This window comes from Candidatus Binatia bacterium, from assembly GCA_036493895.1.
In the GTDB taxonomy this organism is placed as follows: Bacteria; Desulfobacterota; Binatia; order UBA1149; family CAITLU01; genus DATNBU01.
Window position 1 is genome coordinate 16,743 of sequence record DASXOZ010000044.1, and the last position, 13,099, is coordinate 29,841.

Sequence of the window (13,099 nt, forward strand, 5' to 3'; positions counted from 1 at the left end):
CGAGCGGGTACGGGTCCTGTTGCGGCCGCCGCAGTGCCGGGTGCCCAGGCCAGAGGGCCACCCTGGGCACGGGGCGGTCGGTTTCTGTAGTCGCACGGCAAAAAAATGTCAACTATGACTTTGACAGGGCCTGAAAAAGTTTGCACAGGCGGTGTAATTGGCCTAAATTCGGCAAATGGGCTCAGGAAATGACCAGAAGGTGAACAATGCGCAAGCTCGATGAACAGGAAATGAAGATCGCGAAGGCTTTGACGCGTAATCCGCGCCTTTCCGACAACCGGTTGGGCGAGCTTTACGACATTCCGGTGCGCACGGTTAGCCGAAAAAGGGCGCGGATGGAGAAGGAAGGCCTGCTTCGCTACTTCGCCGAAGTGGACATGTCGGCCGAGGGCACAGGCTACTTCCCGTGCAGCCACCTCTACATCATCCGTTTCAAGGTGGGGGTCACGGTCAGCCAGATCCAGGACGAGATCCGCAACGAGCCCAATGTCGTCACGGTCTTCACCGAGCTGATCCGCGAGTCCCATATTGCCGAGATCGACGGCCGCGTGGCGCTGGTGATGGTCGTCGAGGGCACTTCGGACGCCGACATCGTCGAGAGCTTCCAGCAGAAGATCGTGCCGTCCTTGCAGAAAAACCACGGCAAGGATTCGATTGAAGACATCTCGACGATCCGGCTGCTCGGCAGGATCCGCCTGCTGCGCAACTACCTGCCGGCGGTAAACATGGAGAACGGCATGATGAAGCCCGGCTGGAGCACCAACTCCATCTTCGTCGCATGAAGAGCGCATCCGAACTGCGCGCGCGCTACGGGCCGTGGGTGCTCGTCACGGGCGCCTCGTCGGGAATCGGGCGAGAGTTCGTGCTTCGGCTCGCCGCGTCAGGACTGAACGTCGCCATGGTCGCGCGGCGGCGCGCGGCACTCGAGGAGCTTCGCGGAAAAATCTGCGCCGACCACCGCGTCGAGGCGCGAGTGGTGGAAATGGACCTCGCTCTTCCGGGGGCTGCGGCCCGGCTGGCCGAAGCGGTGGCAGACCTGGAAATCGGGCTGCTGGTCGCCAACGCCGGCACAGGGTGGATCGGACGCTTCGACCTGCAGAGCCCCGAGGTGCACTCCTCGCTGATCCGCCTGCACTGCGAATTTCACGTCGAGCTTACTGCCAGACTTCTGCCGGCAATGAAGAAAAGGGGCAGGGGCGGCGTCCTCATCGTCTCGTCGATGGGTGGACTGGTGCCGCTTCCGTACTATGCCGTCTACAGCGGCACCAAGGCTTTGCTGCAGAACTGGGGCGAAGCGCTCGCGCTCGAGATGCGCGGCACCGGCGTCGACGTCGAAGTGCTCGCGCCCGGCGACACCAAGACCGGGTTCCAGGAAGTCGCCGGGGAGATGTCGACGAAATGGTCGTCGTGCGAGGAAGTCGTCACCGACGCGCTGAACGGCCTCGGCACGAAGACCGTCGTGATTCCCGGCTTCGAAAACCGGCTGTCGATGCTCGCGGCGCGGTTTCTGCCGCGCCGCTTCTTTCTCGGCATCGTCGAGAAGCGCCAGCGCGAGCAGACGCCGGTGGATCGTCGATGAGCCAGGACGGGCGCGGTGTGCGTGCACGTCGCACGCTGACGCTCGTCGGCATTTGCTCGCTCGTTGCCGCGACCGCGCTTGCCGCATCAGCCGGTTCTCCGCCGACGCCCGAAAGCCCATCGGTTGCTGCACTGCCGCACGACCAGTACGGAGTGATTCCGGGCGGAGCCGTGGATTCGGACCTCGTGCTTCCCGATCCCGTGCTCGATCGAAACTGGGATCCGCCCAAACCCGGAGAGCCGGGCAGCGAGCCGGCCAAGCTCACGAAGGACGAAGACGAGCTCGATCCGTTCAAGGATTCGGCCGCGCCGCCTCCGCCAGTGGATGGCGCTGCCGGTGACGATCCGGCAAGTCTCACACCCGAGCAGCTGCAGGCGAGGCTCGATGCGATGCAGAACCACGGCGCCGCACAACCTTCTGCGGCCGGCCAGGGCATTCACCAGGACGTCGTGGATCCGCCGAGCCCCGACGCCGGGCTCGAACGGTCGCCGCTGGACGAGGACGACGCGAAATTCCGCAAGGAAGAGAAGGACGGGGACTGGTGAAATGGCCAACGTAAGGGCACGGATCCGCCTGGGCGACGACGAGGTTCGCGAGTTTCTCGCGAACGCGAAGACCGTGATCGTCGGAACCAACAACCACGACGGCTACCCGCATCTCGTCCCGATGTGGTACAGCATGCTCGACGGCCTCGTGCACATGCACACGTACAAGACGTCGCAGAAGATCCTCAACGTCGAGCGCGACCCGCGCGGTTCCATCCTCGTCGAGGACGGCACCGAGTACGACAAGCTGCGCGGCGTGTTCATCCGAGGTCGCTTCGAGGTGCGCGACGACCAGGAGCTGTGCTACCGGATCGCGCTCGCGTCGGCGAAGAAATACCAGGGGCTCGACGAGGAGCAGGCCGGCGCGGCGCTGCGCTACTACGTCCGCAAGCGCGTCGCGCTGATCTTCCATCCCGGCAAAGTCTCGAGCTGGGACCACGGCAAAATGGCCGCGGCCAGCCCCGCATGACGGAGTTGGGGTCAGGCGCCGGCACGCCGGTGCCTGACCCCATCGTGAAGCGCATTCGGGCCAACGGCATCGAATTCGCTTGCCTCGAGCAAGGCAGCGGCCCGCTCGTCGTGCTGCTGCACGGCTATCCCGACAACGCGCACTCCTGGAGCAGGCAGATGCCGGCGCTTGCAGAGGCCGGCTACCGGGTCGTCGCGCCGAACACGCGCGGCTATCCGCCGACGGAAATTCCAGCGGATGGCTTCTATGACCGAGGAACGCTGGCGACCGACGTCGCGGAGCTGATCCGCGCCTTCGGCGGCGGCGAGCCGGCCTGCCTCGTCGGGCAGGACTGGGGCGCGGTGGTCACGTACAGTGTGATCGCGGCTTTCCCCGAGCTGGTGCGTCGCGCGGTCGTGATGGCGGTTCCGCATCCGGCGGTCATCGGTGCGACGCTGCTCGATGCGGCGCAGGTGCACCGCTCCTTCCACTGGTGGTTCTTCCAGGTTGCCGATTTCCCGGAGATGGCGCTTGCCGCGAACAACTTCGCATTCATCGACTATCTCTGGAAATTCTGGACGTCCGCCGGGTACGAGGACGCCGAGCACATCGCGGGCATCAAGCGCATGCTCGCCGAGCCGGGCGCTGTCGCCGCGACTCTCGGATATTACCGCGCGATGATCGACCGCAGCAGGATGGATCCGTGCCTGGACGATGTACGCGACGCGATCGCGCGCCCGATCGGCGTGCCGACGCTCGCCATCTGCGGCGGCGACGACTCGCGCGGCGAGCTGATGAAAGAGCAGGCGGGATATTTCCGCGGCGAGTACCGCTACGAAGTCGTGCCGGGCGCCGGCCACTTCGTGCATCGCGAGAAGCCGTCCGAGGTCAACGCCCTGCTGCTCGACTGGCTGGGGTCAGGCACTATTCCTGTGGTGCCTGACCCTATTCCGCTGGTGCCTGACCCCATAACTTAGATGTAAATTCCGCCGGCGAAGTCGAAGTCTTTGCGGATCATTACGTTGACGCAGGCGGCTTTGCCGCTGGCGTACGCGCGCTCGAGCGCGGGTCGGATTTCGTGCGGCTCGGTGACGAGCTCGCCGTGGCCGCCGAGGGCTTCGACGACCTTGTCGTAGCGCGTCGGCGCCAGCTCGGTGGCGACCAGCCTTTCGCGCCCGTACATCATGACCTGGGGCCTCATCATCTGGCCCCACGCGGCGTCGTTGCCGACGATGCCGACGATCGGCAGCTTGTGACGGATCGCCGTGTCGTACTCGAAACCGTTCAGTCCGAAGCTGCCGTCGCCGTAGATGATCAGCACGCGCTTGCCCGGGTTTGCCAGTTGCGCGGCGATCGCGAACGGCATGCCGACGCCGAGGGTGCCGAGAGGCCCCGGATCCATCCACAGCCCGTTCTTCGGAACCGGCACGACCTTGGCGGCCTTCGCGACGATGTCGCCGCCGTCGCCGATCAGGATCATGTCGTCGCTGACGAAATCGGCGATTTCCTTGCAGAGACGCATCGGATCGATCGGTACTTCGTCGGACGCAAGATTGCCGGCAAGCGCCGTTTCCTCGGCCTGCTCCTTGGCGCGCCACTCGTTGACGAGGTGGCTGTAGTCGAGCTTGACGCCGTCTTTCGCCATCACCTCGAGCATGCTGTCGAAGATGAGGCCGAGGTCGCCGACCATGCCGACGTCGGCGCGCCTGTTCTGGCCGATCATCGTCGCATCGAGGTCCATCTGGATGATCTTGGCGGTGGCCGGGATCGATTTGCCGAAGCGCATGCGGAAATCGAGCAGCGATCCGGCCAGGATCACGCAGTCGGTGGCTTCGAGGTAATCGCGGCGCGTGCGGTTGAAGAAGTACGGCGAGTCGTGCGGCACGGTGCCGCGCCCCATGCCGTTGCAGTAACAGGGCATGCTGGTGGCAGCGAGGAAGCGGTTGAGCGCGGCCGCTCCGTTGGACCACTTGACGCCGGTGCCCGACATCACCATCGGCATCTTCGCGTCCTTCAGCAGCGAGATCGCGGCGCGGATGATGCTTTCTTCGGGGCGGGTGCGCGGCGGCGGCATCGGTGCCGGGCAGTACGACGTGTCGAGGTTGGCGGCGCCGCCGAGCACATCGATCGGCACTTCGAGGTAGGACGGTCCGGGATTGCCGGCCAGTGCGAAGCGAATCGCTTCTTCGCAGAACTCGCCGAGGCGGTCGGGTGCGTAGCAGGCGTTGGCCCACTTCGTGATCGGGCGCATCACCGAAATGTGGTCCATCTCCTGCAGCGAGCCGCGGCGAAGGTTGGCCAACGGGCCCTGGCCGCCGATGACGAGGATCGGTGAGTTGGCGCGCCACGCATTGGCGATGCCGGTGACGCCGTCGGTGGCGCCCGGGCCCGCCGTCAGCACGGCGACGCCGACGCGGCCCGGATGAAGGCGTGCGTACGCGTCGGCGGCGTGCACGGCAGCCTGCTCGTGGCGCACGTCGATGACGCGGATGCCCTCGTTCAGGCAGCCGTCGTAGATGGCCATCACGTGCCCGCCCGAAAGCGTGAAGATGCAATCGACCCCAGCCTTCTTGAGCGCCCGAGCGACGAGCTTTCCTCCGTCCATCGCAGTCCTCTATTATGGTTCGCGTCTGATCCGCGTGTGATTCGCGACGCTCGCAGTCCGGGAAGGCCCGCGGTCTCGCGTCGCCGGTATATCCGCCGGAGTTCCCAAAACAAAAGGCAGCGCAAACGACCGCGCAAAGGGCCGCGCAAAAGGCTGCGCAAAAGGCTGCGCAAAAGACTGCGCAAAGACTGCGCAAAAGACTGCGCAAAAGACTGCGATTGACAAGCAGAGGGCGGCCTCCTAGCGTGCGCGCTCGCGAGCCGGCAGAGGGCGATGGTCGCTCTCTCGTCGGGAACGAGGTGCAACTCCTCGACTGCCCCGCAACTGTGAAGGGGGACGGACGTCGCAAGAGCCACTGGGCAAGGGCCTGGGAAGGCGCGACACTCCGGACGATCCCTGAGTCAGGATATCGACGCGGCTCGCATTTTGGGTTGAGCCTTCCGACGGGGAAGGAACGACCGGGCCGCTTCGAGACGCGCAGTCGTCCGCGACCCCGTTCTTTCCTTTCTCTCCGAAAGGCTCTTCTTCACGGACACCGGCGAGGGCCGGAAGGAGTCAGCCATGCGAACCGTTCTCTTCGCGACCGCGGTCGCGATTTCCGTTTCATCCATCGCCGGTGCGGCAACGACGCCGGCTCCCGGGTACATCTACTCGCGCCAGGTGCTGCCCCAGCTCACTGAAGGCTGCGTCGCGCACGCACCGGGCGGCGTCTACGTGGGCGTCGGCCCGGCGTTGTCGTTTCCTGCCCCGGGCAGCACGCGCAGCATTCTGTTCGTGCCGGACGTCGGCGCCGTGCGCACCGTCGCTACCGGGCTCAACTCCATCGGCGACTGCGTCTACGACGCTTCGACCGACACGTTGTACGTCACCGACAGTGGCTACGAGTTCGCCGGCGCGACGACCGGAGACACGGTGTTCGCGATTCCCGGGGATGCGACCAATGAGCCCGTGGCCGGGCACGAAGTGCTGGCGGCCGGGTCGATTCCTTTCGCCTTCAGCATCGACCTTTTTCCCGGCGGGCTGCTCGTTTCGAACGCCGCGGGAAACGGCAACGGCACGGTGATCGACATCAGCCTTGCCGGAATGACACCGACGTCGTCGCTGTTCGCCGCCGGCTTCGACTACACGGGCGGGATCATCGTCGATGGCTCGCGCGTGCTGGTCTCGAGCTCGAGTTCGAGCGATTTTTCCAGCACGATCTTCGATTATTCGACGGCCGGTGTGCTGCAGGGGAAGTTCTCGGGGCCGACGTATGACCACGGGACCATCGATCTGGCCGTCGCGGCCGATGCCGGAGTGCTCGCCACCGGCTCACCGACGCTGGTCTCTCTCGACTCGATGGCCAACGTGACTCCGCTCGTGACGGGACTCGACGGCGGCACCGGGAGCGACGCTTTCGGCGGCGGCGTCTCGGTCGACAGCTTCACCGGAAGAATCGACTTTCTCGCATCGACGTTCTCCGGAGCGGACGACGACAAGAGCGTGCATCGCCTCGTGCCGATCGATCACCTCGTCACCGGCGGCGGCAACCCCGCGACCGACTGCGTGATGGAGCTGTACGGCATCCCGCTGGCGCCGGCTTCTGCGGGAAGGCCGCCACGCGTGGCGTTCTGCACCGACGGAGACTCTTGCGACGCCGACGGCAAAGCCGACGGAGTCTGCCATTTCCCTCTCGGGATCTGCCTCAACGTGAGCGATCCTCGCCTCCCAACCTGCACGCCGTCGTCGGTCGCCTCGATCGATCTGCTCGGCGCCAACCCCGCGAGCGACGAACTGACGAATCTTGTGTCCGCCGCGGCAGCGCTGATGCCGACGTCGAGCTCGACCTGCGCATTCAGCGCCGGTATTCCCGTGCCGCTGCGCCTGCTTCCGGATGGCTCCTCGAGAGCCGGAAAAGCGCTGCTGCACCTGGCGGCCACGACCGGCGACGATCATCCGCATCGTGACAACGATGCCGTGCGACTGGTGTGCGAGCCGGCTCCGTGACGACGCCGGCGTCGCGACGAATCGCCCAGGCTTGGGCAGTCGCGGCGCTGCTGCTCGCCGCGACGGCGACGGCGCAGGCCGGTGATCCCTGGCTCGACCGCGTTCGCGCGTTCGAGCCGGGGACCCAGGCCGGTTTCGGTGCTGACGAGCTTCCGGGCATCGTACTCGGTCCGCCGCAGGGCGCCGGCATGTACGCCGGTTCCACCGACGTGGTCTCGCTCGGCAACGGCGGCCAGATCGTCGTGTCGTTCGACGACAACGCCGTCGTCGACGGCGACGGCGACGACCTGGTGATCTTCGAAAACGCGTTCTACGGCGGCGATCTCCTGTTCGCCGAATACGCGTTCGTCGAAGTCAGCGCCGACGGGCGCGACTGGAAGATGTTTCCCTACGACGCGGCCACCGGCGAGGGCCTTGCGGGTCGCACGCCGGTGTACGCGAACTCCGCCAATGGCATGGATCCGCTGGATCCTGGCTCCGGCGGCGACCGTTTCGACCTTGCCGACGTCGGGCTCGACTTCGTCCGCTTCGTTCGCATCACCGACGCCGGCGATCTCATCGACGATCCCGGCAACCACAGCTTTACCGGCACCAAGGGCGGCTTCGACCTGGATGCTGCCGGCGCGATTCATTCGACGGCGCTCGGCTGCGTCAAGGGAACGGTGAGCTCGGCGGGTCAGCCGGTCGCGGCCGCCCTCGTGGTTCTTTCTTCCGACGGGCAGCCCCGGCACCAGCGCCGCTCGCGCGCCAACGGCCGCTACCGTTTCTGTCGCCTGCGCCCGGGTGCCGACTACGACGTCGCGGTGCACGTGGGCGGCGTGGGACAGGCAAGTGGCCGCGCCTTCATCGACGAGAACCAGCTTCGAGTCGTCATCGACCTTCCGCTCGAGTGACGCCGTACGATTCCGTCCCGACAAGACCGCGCAAGGCGGGCGTTTTCGATGCGTCTGCACGAGCGCGGGTTCTGCGCTACGTTGCCGGCGCGATGAAGGCTCGCGATCGATCGGCCGGTAGCGCCAACGGCGGCAAGCCGCTCGCCGCGTGCATCGCGGCGCTTTTCGTCGTCGCGGCAATCGTGCTCGCGCCGCGCCTTGCGCCGGCCGATTCGGCTGCCGCTGCCGGTGAGCGCCGCCTTCGCATCGTCGCGTCGATCCCGCCTCTTGCCATGCTGGTCTCGGAGCTGGCCGGCGATCGCGCCGTCGTGCGCAGCATCCTTCCCGGCGGCGCCGATCCTCATACTTTCGAGCCCACACCGTCGGATGCGAAGGCCGTGGCCGACGCCGACATCGTCGTCAGTCTCGGCTCCTCGATCGATGACTGGCTCGGCGCTTCGATCCAGGCTTCACCGTCGGCTACCGTCGTCAAGCTCGATGCAACGCCGGACGGCGACGACGCGCGTGACCCCCACGTCTGGCTCGATCCGCTGTGGGTGCGCGAGCATGCGATTGCTCCGCTGCAGCGGGCGCTGGCCGCTGCCGACCCCGACGGCGCCGCGCGTTTCGGCGCCTCCGCGCGAGCGATGACCGAGCACCTTACCGACCTCGACGTCCAGATCACGAGATTCTTCTCGCATGCCATCACGCGCAGCTTCGTCGCGTGGCATCCGGCCTGGTCGATTTTCGCGCGACGCTACGGCCTCTCCGCCATCGACAAGATCGGGGAAGGCGAGGGCAGGGAGCCGTCGTTGCGCGCAATGATCGCGACCGTGCGCGCGGCGCGCGCCGTCGGCGTGCGAGCCGTGCTCGTCGAGCCTCGCGCCGATTCCCGACTGGCCTCGGTGCTGGCCGACGAGATTGGCGTCCCGATGGTTACCGTCGATCCCATCGGCGACACCTCGAGCGTCGACCGCGCGACGTATTCGAACCTGATGCTGTACAACGTTCGCGCGTTCGGACGCGCGCTCGGCGTGCACAACGATGCGGCGTCGAAAGGAAGCGATGCAGGCGACGGCGCCAGGGACGATCCGGCCGGCGGATCGCGAAACGCTGCGACGCAAGCGGCCGGCGTTGCCGCGCCGATCAGTGAGCGCCCGCCAGTCTTGCCTTGAGCGAAGCATCGCCGGGCACGGCGACGAGGCCCTGCCGCCACGCCGCCTCGGCGTCGGCGGATCGTCCCAGCTGCATCAGCGCGTCGCCCTTCAGACGATGCCCGTTGGCGCTTTTCGGCTCGACCTCGAGGGATTTTTCCGCTGCAGCCAGCGCTTCTTCGGGCCGATTCACGCGCAGGTACGCGTTGGCGACGTTGCGGTGGGTCATGCCGGCGTCCGGCCGCGCCTTCTCGCCCTCGAGATACGTTTCCAGGGCCTTGTCGAGGTCGCCGCGTTCGAGGTAGAGGCCGCCGAGATTTTCGTAAGAGCGCATGACGTTGGGAAGCGTGCGGATCGCGGCCTCGTAATGCGGGATCGCTTCGTCGACGCGGCCGGCCCTCTTCAGCGCGTTGGCCAGGTTGTACTGCACCCGTTCGTTCTCCGGTGCCTGGACGAGCGCGTCCTGCATCATGCGGATCGGATCGGCGAGCACGCGGTTTCGCGAGACGGTAGCAGTTGCGCAACCGGCCAGCACGATCGCCGCGGCCCCCGTCGCCGCTGCCGCCGCGCCGCGCGGAGCCAGGCGCGCGCGGCCCGCGAGCGCGACGATGAGATCATGGCCAAGCGGGACCAGTGCCATCGCGAGCAGCGCGATCGGAAGATACATGCGGTGTTCGACGTAAAAGTCCGCGAGCGGCACGAACGACGAAGTCGGCCCGAGCACGATGCCCGTGCCGAGGATGGCGAAGGTCAGAAGCGGTCGCTTCTTCCACAACAGCAGCGCGCCGGCGACGAGAATGGCCAGGAGCAGGACCGGAAGTACGAGCGAGTCGCCGAGAAAAGAGCGGTGCACCGGCCAGGCGCCGCGATACCCGCAGTCGAAGCAAAGGTGCGCCGGCCACAGCGCGACGCGAAAGTAATGGAAGACCACGCCGGGCTGCGCGGCGATGAAATCGCGAGGAGAAACTCCTTCGATGTCGAATCCCGACGTGCTTCCCTCGAACGCGTTCCCGCTGCGAGTCAGCGCGAAAGCCAGCACCGCGGCGCCGACGGCGACGGCAAATGCCTGCCATCGCTTGCGAAGCTCGTCCATGCGGCCGCGCGACAGGAAGCAGAGGTCGTAGGCCAGAAGAAGTACCGGCGCCGCGACAAACGACGGCTTGCTGTAAACTCCGAACAGGCACGATGCGACCAGCGCAGCCATGGCAGGCGCGGACGGTCCTTCCCGCATCGCCGCCAGTGCCAGCAGCGCGCCGACAAGACCCATGCTGACGAAGATCTCCGAGCGCTGGATGATGTAGGTGACGCTCTCGGTCTGCATCGGGTGCAGCACGAAGACGAGCGCAATCGTTCCGGCCAGCGCAGTCGCACGATCCGCGTATCGCTCCTTCAGGAGCGGCAGCGACAGCGTGACCGACGCCAGTGCGAACACCAGCAGGCCGGCGATCGCGTGCGCCGCGATGTTGAGGACGTGATAGCCGGGCTCGGACACTCCTCCCGCCAGGAAATTCCAACGCAGGCTGAGCGTGACGACGGCGCGCGGGTCGCGCAGCAGGGCGACCATGTCCAGGGGCTTCTGGATTCCCGGGTTCTTCGCGATGTTGATCGGGTCGTCGAGCAGGAAAGGGTTGTGCAGGCTGCCCGCGTACGTGACGACCGTGGCAGCGACCAGCGCGAGACCCCAAAGCAGCCACGTGCGCGAAGAGCCCGGGAAAACCGAACCGCGGGCTTCCCGTGAGCTCGCGGCGACAACAACACGGGCAGAAAGGCCGGGGTCCGTCGCGCGCGCAGCAGGCGCCGCGCGGTCTGCAGGCGCCGGCGCCTCGGAAGTCTCGCGCGAAAGAGGACGCGATTTCTTGTCCCGGGCCTTGCGTCCCATCTCGGCTGTTTCTAGCCGACGCTGCGACGAGGCTCCAGCCGCCGCTTGCGAGGTCGCGGCGTGGCGAACATAGTCGCGGGCCGCGACGGGGCGCTCCCAGCCAGGAAGCCCCCGTGAGCCGGCGCTCTCCGGCACGGTTCTCACGGTTCGGGTGAGCGCCGTCGCCCGGCGCTCACCTATGGATGCCGCAATCTTCGAGCGCGTCAGCATCGATCTCGACGGGCGTCCGGTTCTCGAGGACATCTCGCTGCGGGTGAGCCAAGGCTCTTTCCTCGGCGTCATCGGACCGAACGGAGCCGGAAAGACCACTCTGCTGCGCGCGATGCTCGGCCTGGTTCCGGTCACCTCCGGATCCATCACCGTGCTCGGTCGAAAACCGGGAGACCGTCGCGACGACGCTCATGCGATCGGCTACGTGCCCCAGCGTACGACGATCGGGCGCAATTTCCCGGCGACGGTGATCGACGTCGTGATGATGGGCCGCCTTTGCTGCATCGGCCGAATGCGCATGGCGCGCCGGGCTGACTGGAAGCGCGTCGCAGACGAGCTCGACCAGGTCGGCATCGGGCACCTTGCCGGTCGCGCCATCGGACGCCTTTCGGGCGGCGAGCTGAGGCGGGTGCTGCTGGCGCAGGCGCTGTGCGCAGGGACGAGGCTGCTCGTGCTCGACGAGCCGACCGTCGGCCTGGACCTTCCGTCCGAGCTCGAGTTCTACGCGCTGCTGCGCAGGCTGCAGCGCGACCGCTCGATCACGATCGTCTGCGTCTCCCACGATCTTCTCGCGCTGGCGGGGCAGGCGAGCGAGCTGATCTGCATCAATCGGCGCATGCACGTGCACGGCCATCCCGAGGAGGTCGTGCACAGCCACGCGCTGCGCGAAGCGTACTCGTGCGAGTTCGATTTCCTCGCCGGCGAGATCGCCCACCACGATCGCCTTCACGGCGACCACGGCCACTGATGCTCGAGTACGCGTTCGCCGAAAGGGCTCTTGCCGCGGCGCTCATCGTCGGCGTGCTCTGCGGGCTTCTCGGGTTCTTCGTCGTGCTGCGCCGCCTGGCGTTCATCGGCGTGGGCATCTCGCACTCGGCAATCGGAGGCGTCGCGATCGGGCTGGTCGCCGGCATCGACCCACGGCTTTCCGCCACGGTGTTTTCGGTCGCCGTCGCTCTCGGCATGTTCACCGTCGCGCGCGGGCGCCGCGTAGGCGAGGATGCGATCATCGGCGTCTTCCTGTCCGGAGCGATGGCTCTCGGGCTGCTGCTGACGGGCCTTCAGCACGGCTACCAGAAGGATCTCTTCGCGTATCTTTTCGGCAGTCTTCTCGCGGTGACGGCGTCCGACCTCGCGCTGCTCGGAGGATTGGCGACGCTGCTCGTCGTCGTGATCGCGCTTTCCTTTCGCGAAATGCTCTTCGTTGCGTTCGACGAGGAAGTCGCGCGCGCGTACGGGCGTCCGGTCGATCTGCTGGACGCGATGCTGATCGTGATGCTCGCGCTGACCGTGGTTGCCGGCGTGCGCATCGTCGGAGTGCTGCTGGTCGAGGCGCTGCTCGTCGTGCCCGCTGCAACGGCCGCGCTGTGGACGCTCGATTTTCGCCGCCAGGTTGCGCTTTCGATGCTGCTCGGTGCCGGCAGCGCGGCAGCGGGCCTGTGGTGCTCGTTCGCATTCGACCTGGCTGCGGGCGCGTCGATCGTGCTCGTCGCCGTCGCGACGTTCTTCGGCTCGTGGATGGTGCGCCGGGCAGTCTGAGCCTGGGGTCAGGCACCAGCCGTATGTAGGGGCATCTGCATTCCGCGCAGGCTACAGCGCAACCGGGCCACTGGTGCCTGACCCCACCGACCCCACGCCGCCTTTTCTCGCGTCGCGCGTGGCCGCTATAAGGGCCGTCGATGAGCTCGTCGCCCGATCTGGACCGCACCCTTCTTCGCCTGCTGCTGGACGAGCAGGTCGAAAAATTCCAGCACACCCTCGAGAACGAAAACCCGGGCCTGTCGGCAACCGAGCGGGATCGCTACCTGAGGGCAGTGCGCC

Annotated in this window: 12 protein-coding genes and 1 riboswitch; of the genes, 10 read left to right on the forward strand and 2 right to left on the reverse strand. The window is 66.7% G+C overall.

Annotated features, from left to right (window positions below; all coding sequences use genetic code 11):
- Positions 1–206: 206 nt before the first annotated feature.
- The 5 genes from VGK20_10930 to VGK20_10950 are packed head-to-tail and all read left to right on the forward strand — an operon-like array spanning position 207 to position 3,549.
- On the forward strand, positions 207–782 hold the full coding sequence (locus VGK20_10930; protein HEY2774547.1) for an Lrp/AsnC family transcriptional regulator: 576 nt from the start codon (positions 207–209) through the stop codon (positions 780–782).
- Positions 779–1,579 (forward strand): SDR family NAD(P)-dependent oxidoreductase, encoded by an 801-nt coding sequence (locus tag VGK20_10935; protein HEY2774548.1) that lies wholly within the window; start codon positions 779–781, stop codon positions 1,577–1,579. The genes VGK20_10930 and VGK20_10935 overlap by 4 nt, the downstream gene beginning before the upstream one ends.
- Positions 1,576–2,124 carry a hypothetical protein gene (locus VGK20_10940; GenBank protein ID HEY2774549.1) on the forward strand — a complete coding sequence of 183 codons (549 nt, stop codon included), beginning with the start codon at positions 1,576–1,578 and terminating at the stop codon, positions 2,122–2,124. The genes VGK20_10935 and VGK20_10940 overlap by 4 nt, the downstream gene beginning before the upstream one ends.
- Position 2,125: 1 nt before the next feature.
- A complete protein-coding gene (locus VGK20_10945; protein HEY2774550.1) occupies positions 2,126–2,593 on the forward strand; it encodes a pyridoxamine 5'-phosphate oxidase family protein in 468 nt (155 codons plus the stop codon).
- 44 nt (positions 2,594–2,637) lie between these two features.
- The gene (locus VGK20_10950; GenBank protein HEY2774551.1) at positions 2,638–3,549 is read left to right on the forward strand and encodes an alpha/beta hydrolase; all 912 of its coding nucleotides are present in this window, start codon (positions 2,638–2,640) and stop codon (positions 3,547–3,549) included.
- Here the strand turns inward: VGK20_10950 and VGK20_10955 are convergent.
- On the reverse strand, positions 3,546–5,177 hold the full coding sequence (locus VGK20_10955) for a thiamine pyrophosphate-binding protein (GenBank protein HEY2774552.1): 1,632 nt from the start codon (positions 5,175–5,177) through the stop codon (positions 3,546–3,548). The genes VGK20_10950 and VGK20_10955 overlap by 4 nt on opposite strands.
- A 238-nt stretch (positions 5,178–5,415) precedes the next feature.
- A riboswitch (cobalamin riboswitch) is annotated at positions 5,416–5,610 on the forward strand.
- 128 nt (positions 5,611–5,738) lie between these two features.
- Between VGK20_10955 and VGK20_10960 the strand changes: the two genes are divergently transcribed.
- From VGK20_10960 to VGK20_10970, 3 genes are all read left to right on the forward strand, one after another.
- Positions 5,739–7,163 carry a hypothetical protein gene (locus VGK20_10960; protein ID HEY2774553.1) on the forward strand — a complete coding sequence of 475 codons (1,425 nt, stop codon included), beginning with the start codon at positions 5,739–5,741 and terminating at the stop codon, positions 7,161–7,163.
- Positions 7,160–8,056: a carboxypeptidase regulatory-like domain-containing protein gene (locus VGK20_10965; protein HEY2774554.1), complete on the forward strand. Its 897-nt coding sequence runs from the start codon at positions 7,160–7,162 to the stop codon at positions 8,054–8,056. Before VGK20_10960 ends, VGK20_10965 begins: the two co-directional genes overlap by 4 nt.
- A gap of 92 nt (positions 8,057–8,148) precedes the next feature.
- Entirely contained in the window at positions 8,149–9,210 is a 1,062-nt protein-coding gene (locus tag VGK20_10970; GenBank protein ID HEY2774555.1) for a metal ABC transporter substrate-binding protein, read from the forward strand.
- On the opposite strand, the gene VGK20_10975 is transcribed toward VGK20_10970, so the two are convergent.
- Complete coding sequence (locus VGK20_10975) at positions 9,182–11,068, reverse strand: tetratricopeptide repeat protein (GenBank protein ID HEY2774556.1); 1,887 nt, start codon at positions 11,066–11,068, stop codon at positions 9,182–9,184. The two genes, VGK20_10970 and VGK20_10975, sit on opposite strands and share 29 nt — an antisense overlap.
- Positions 11,069–11,246: 178 nt before the next feature.
- On the opposite strand from VGK20_10975, the gene VGK20_10980 reads away from it, so the two are divergent.
- Both VGK20_10980 and VGK20_10985 read left to right on the forward strand, forming a co-directional pair.
- Positions 11,247–12,026, forward strand: coding sequence for a metal ABC transporter ATP-binding protein (locus tag VGK20_10980; GenBank protein HEY2774557.1), 780 nt, complete (start codon positions 11,247–11,249; stop codon positions 12,024–12,026).
- On the forward strand, positions 12,026–12,817 hold the full coding sequence (locus tag VGK20_10985) for a metal ABC transporter permease (protein HEY2774558.1): 792 nt from the start codon (positions 12,026–12,028) through the stop codon (positions 12,815–12,817). Before VGK20_10980 ends, VGK20_10985 begins: the two co-directional genes overlap by 1 nt.
- Positions 12,818–13,099: the final 282 nt, after the last annotated feature.

Excerpts from the sequence above, each read along its gene's own strand:
- VGK20_10930 (HEY2774547.1), top strand. The coding sequence starts at position 207 with ATGCGCAAGCTCGATGAACAGGAAATGAAGATCGCGAAGGCTTTGACG.
- VGK20_10935 (HEY2774548.1), top strand. The coding sequence starts at position 779 with ATGAAGAGCGCATCCGAACTGCGCGCGCGCTACGGGCCGTGGGTGCTC.
- VGK20_10940 (HEY2774549.1), top strand. The coding sequence starts at position 1,576 with ATGAGCCAGGACGGGCGCGGTGTGCGTGCACGTCGCACGCTGACGCTC.
- VGK20_10945 (HEY2774550.1), top strand. The coding sequence starts at position 2,126 with ATGGCCAACGTAAGGGCACGGATCCGCCTGGGCGACGACGAGGTTCGC.
- VGK20_10955 (HEY2774552.1), bottom strand. The coding sequence starts at position 5,177 with ATGGACGGAGGAAAGCTCGTCGCTCGGGCGCTCAAGAAGGCTGGGGTC.
- VGK20_10960 (HEY2774553.1), top strand. The coding sequence starts at position 5,739 with ATGCGAACCGTTCTCTTCGCGACCGCGGTCGCGATTTCCGTTTCATCC.
- VGK20_10970 (HEY2774555.1), top strand. The coding sequence starts at position 8,149 with ATGAAGGCTCGCGATCGATCGGCCGGTAGCGCCAACGGCGGCAAGCCG.
- VGK20_10975 (HEY2774556.1), bottom strand. The coding sequence starts at position 11,068 with ATGGGACGCAAGGCCCGGGACAAGAAATCGCGTCCTCTTTCGCGCGAG.
- VGK20_10980 (HEY2774557.1), top strand. The coding sequence starts at position 11,247 with ATGGATGCCGCAATCTTCGAGCGCGTCAGCATCGATCTCGACGGGCGT.
- VGK20_10985 (HEY2774558.1), top strand. The coding sequence starts at position 12,026 with ATGCTCGAGTACGCGTTCGCCGAAAGGGCTCTTGCCGCGGCGCTCATC.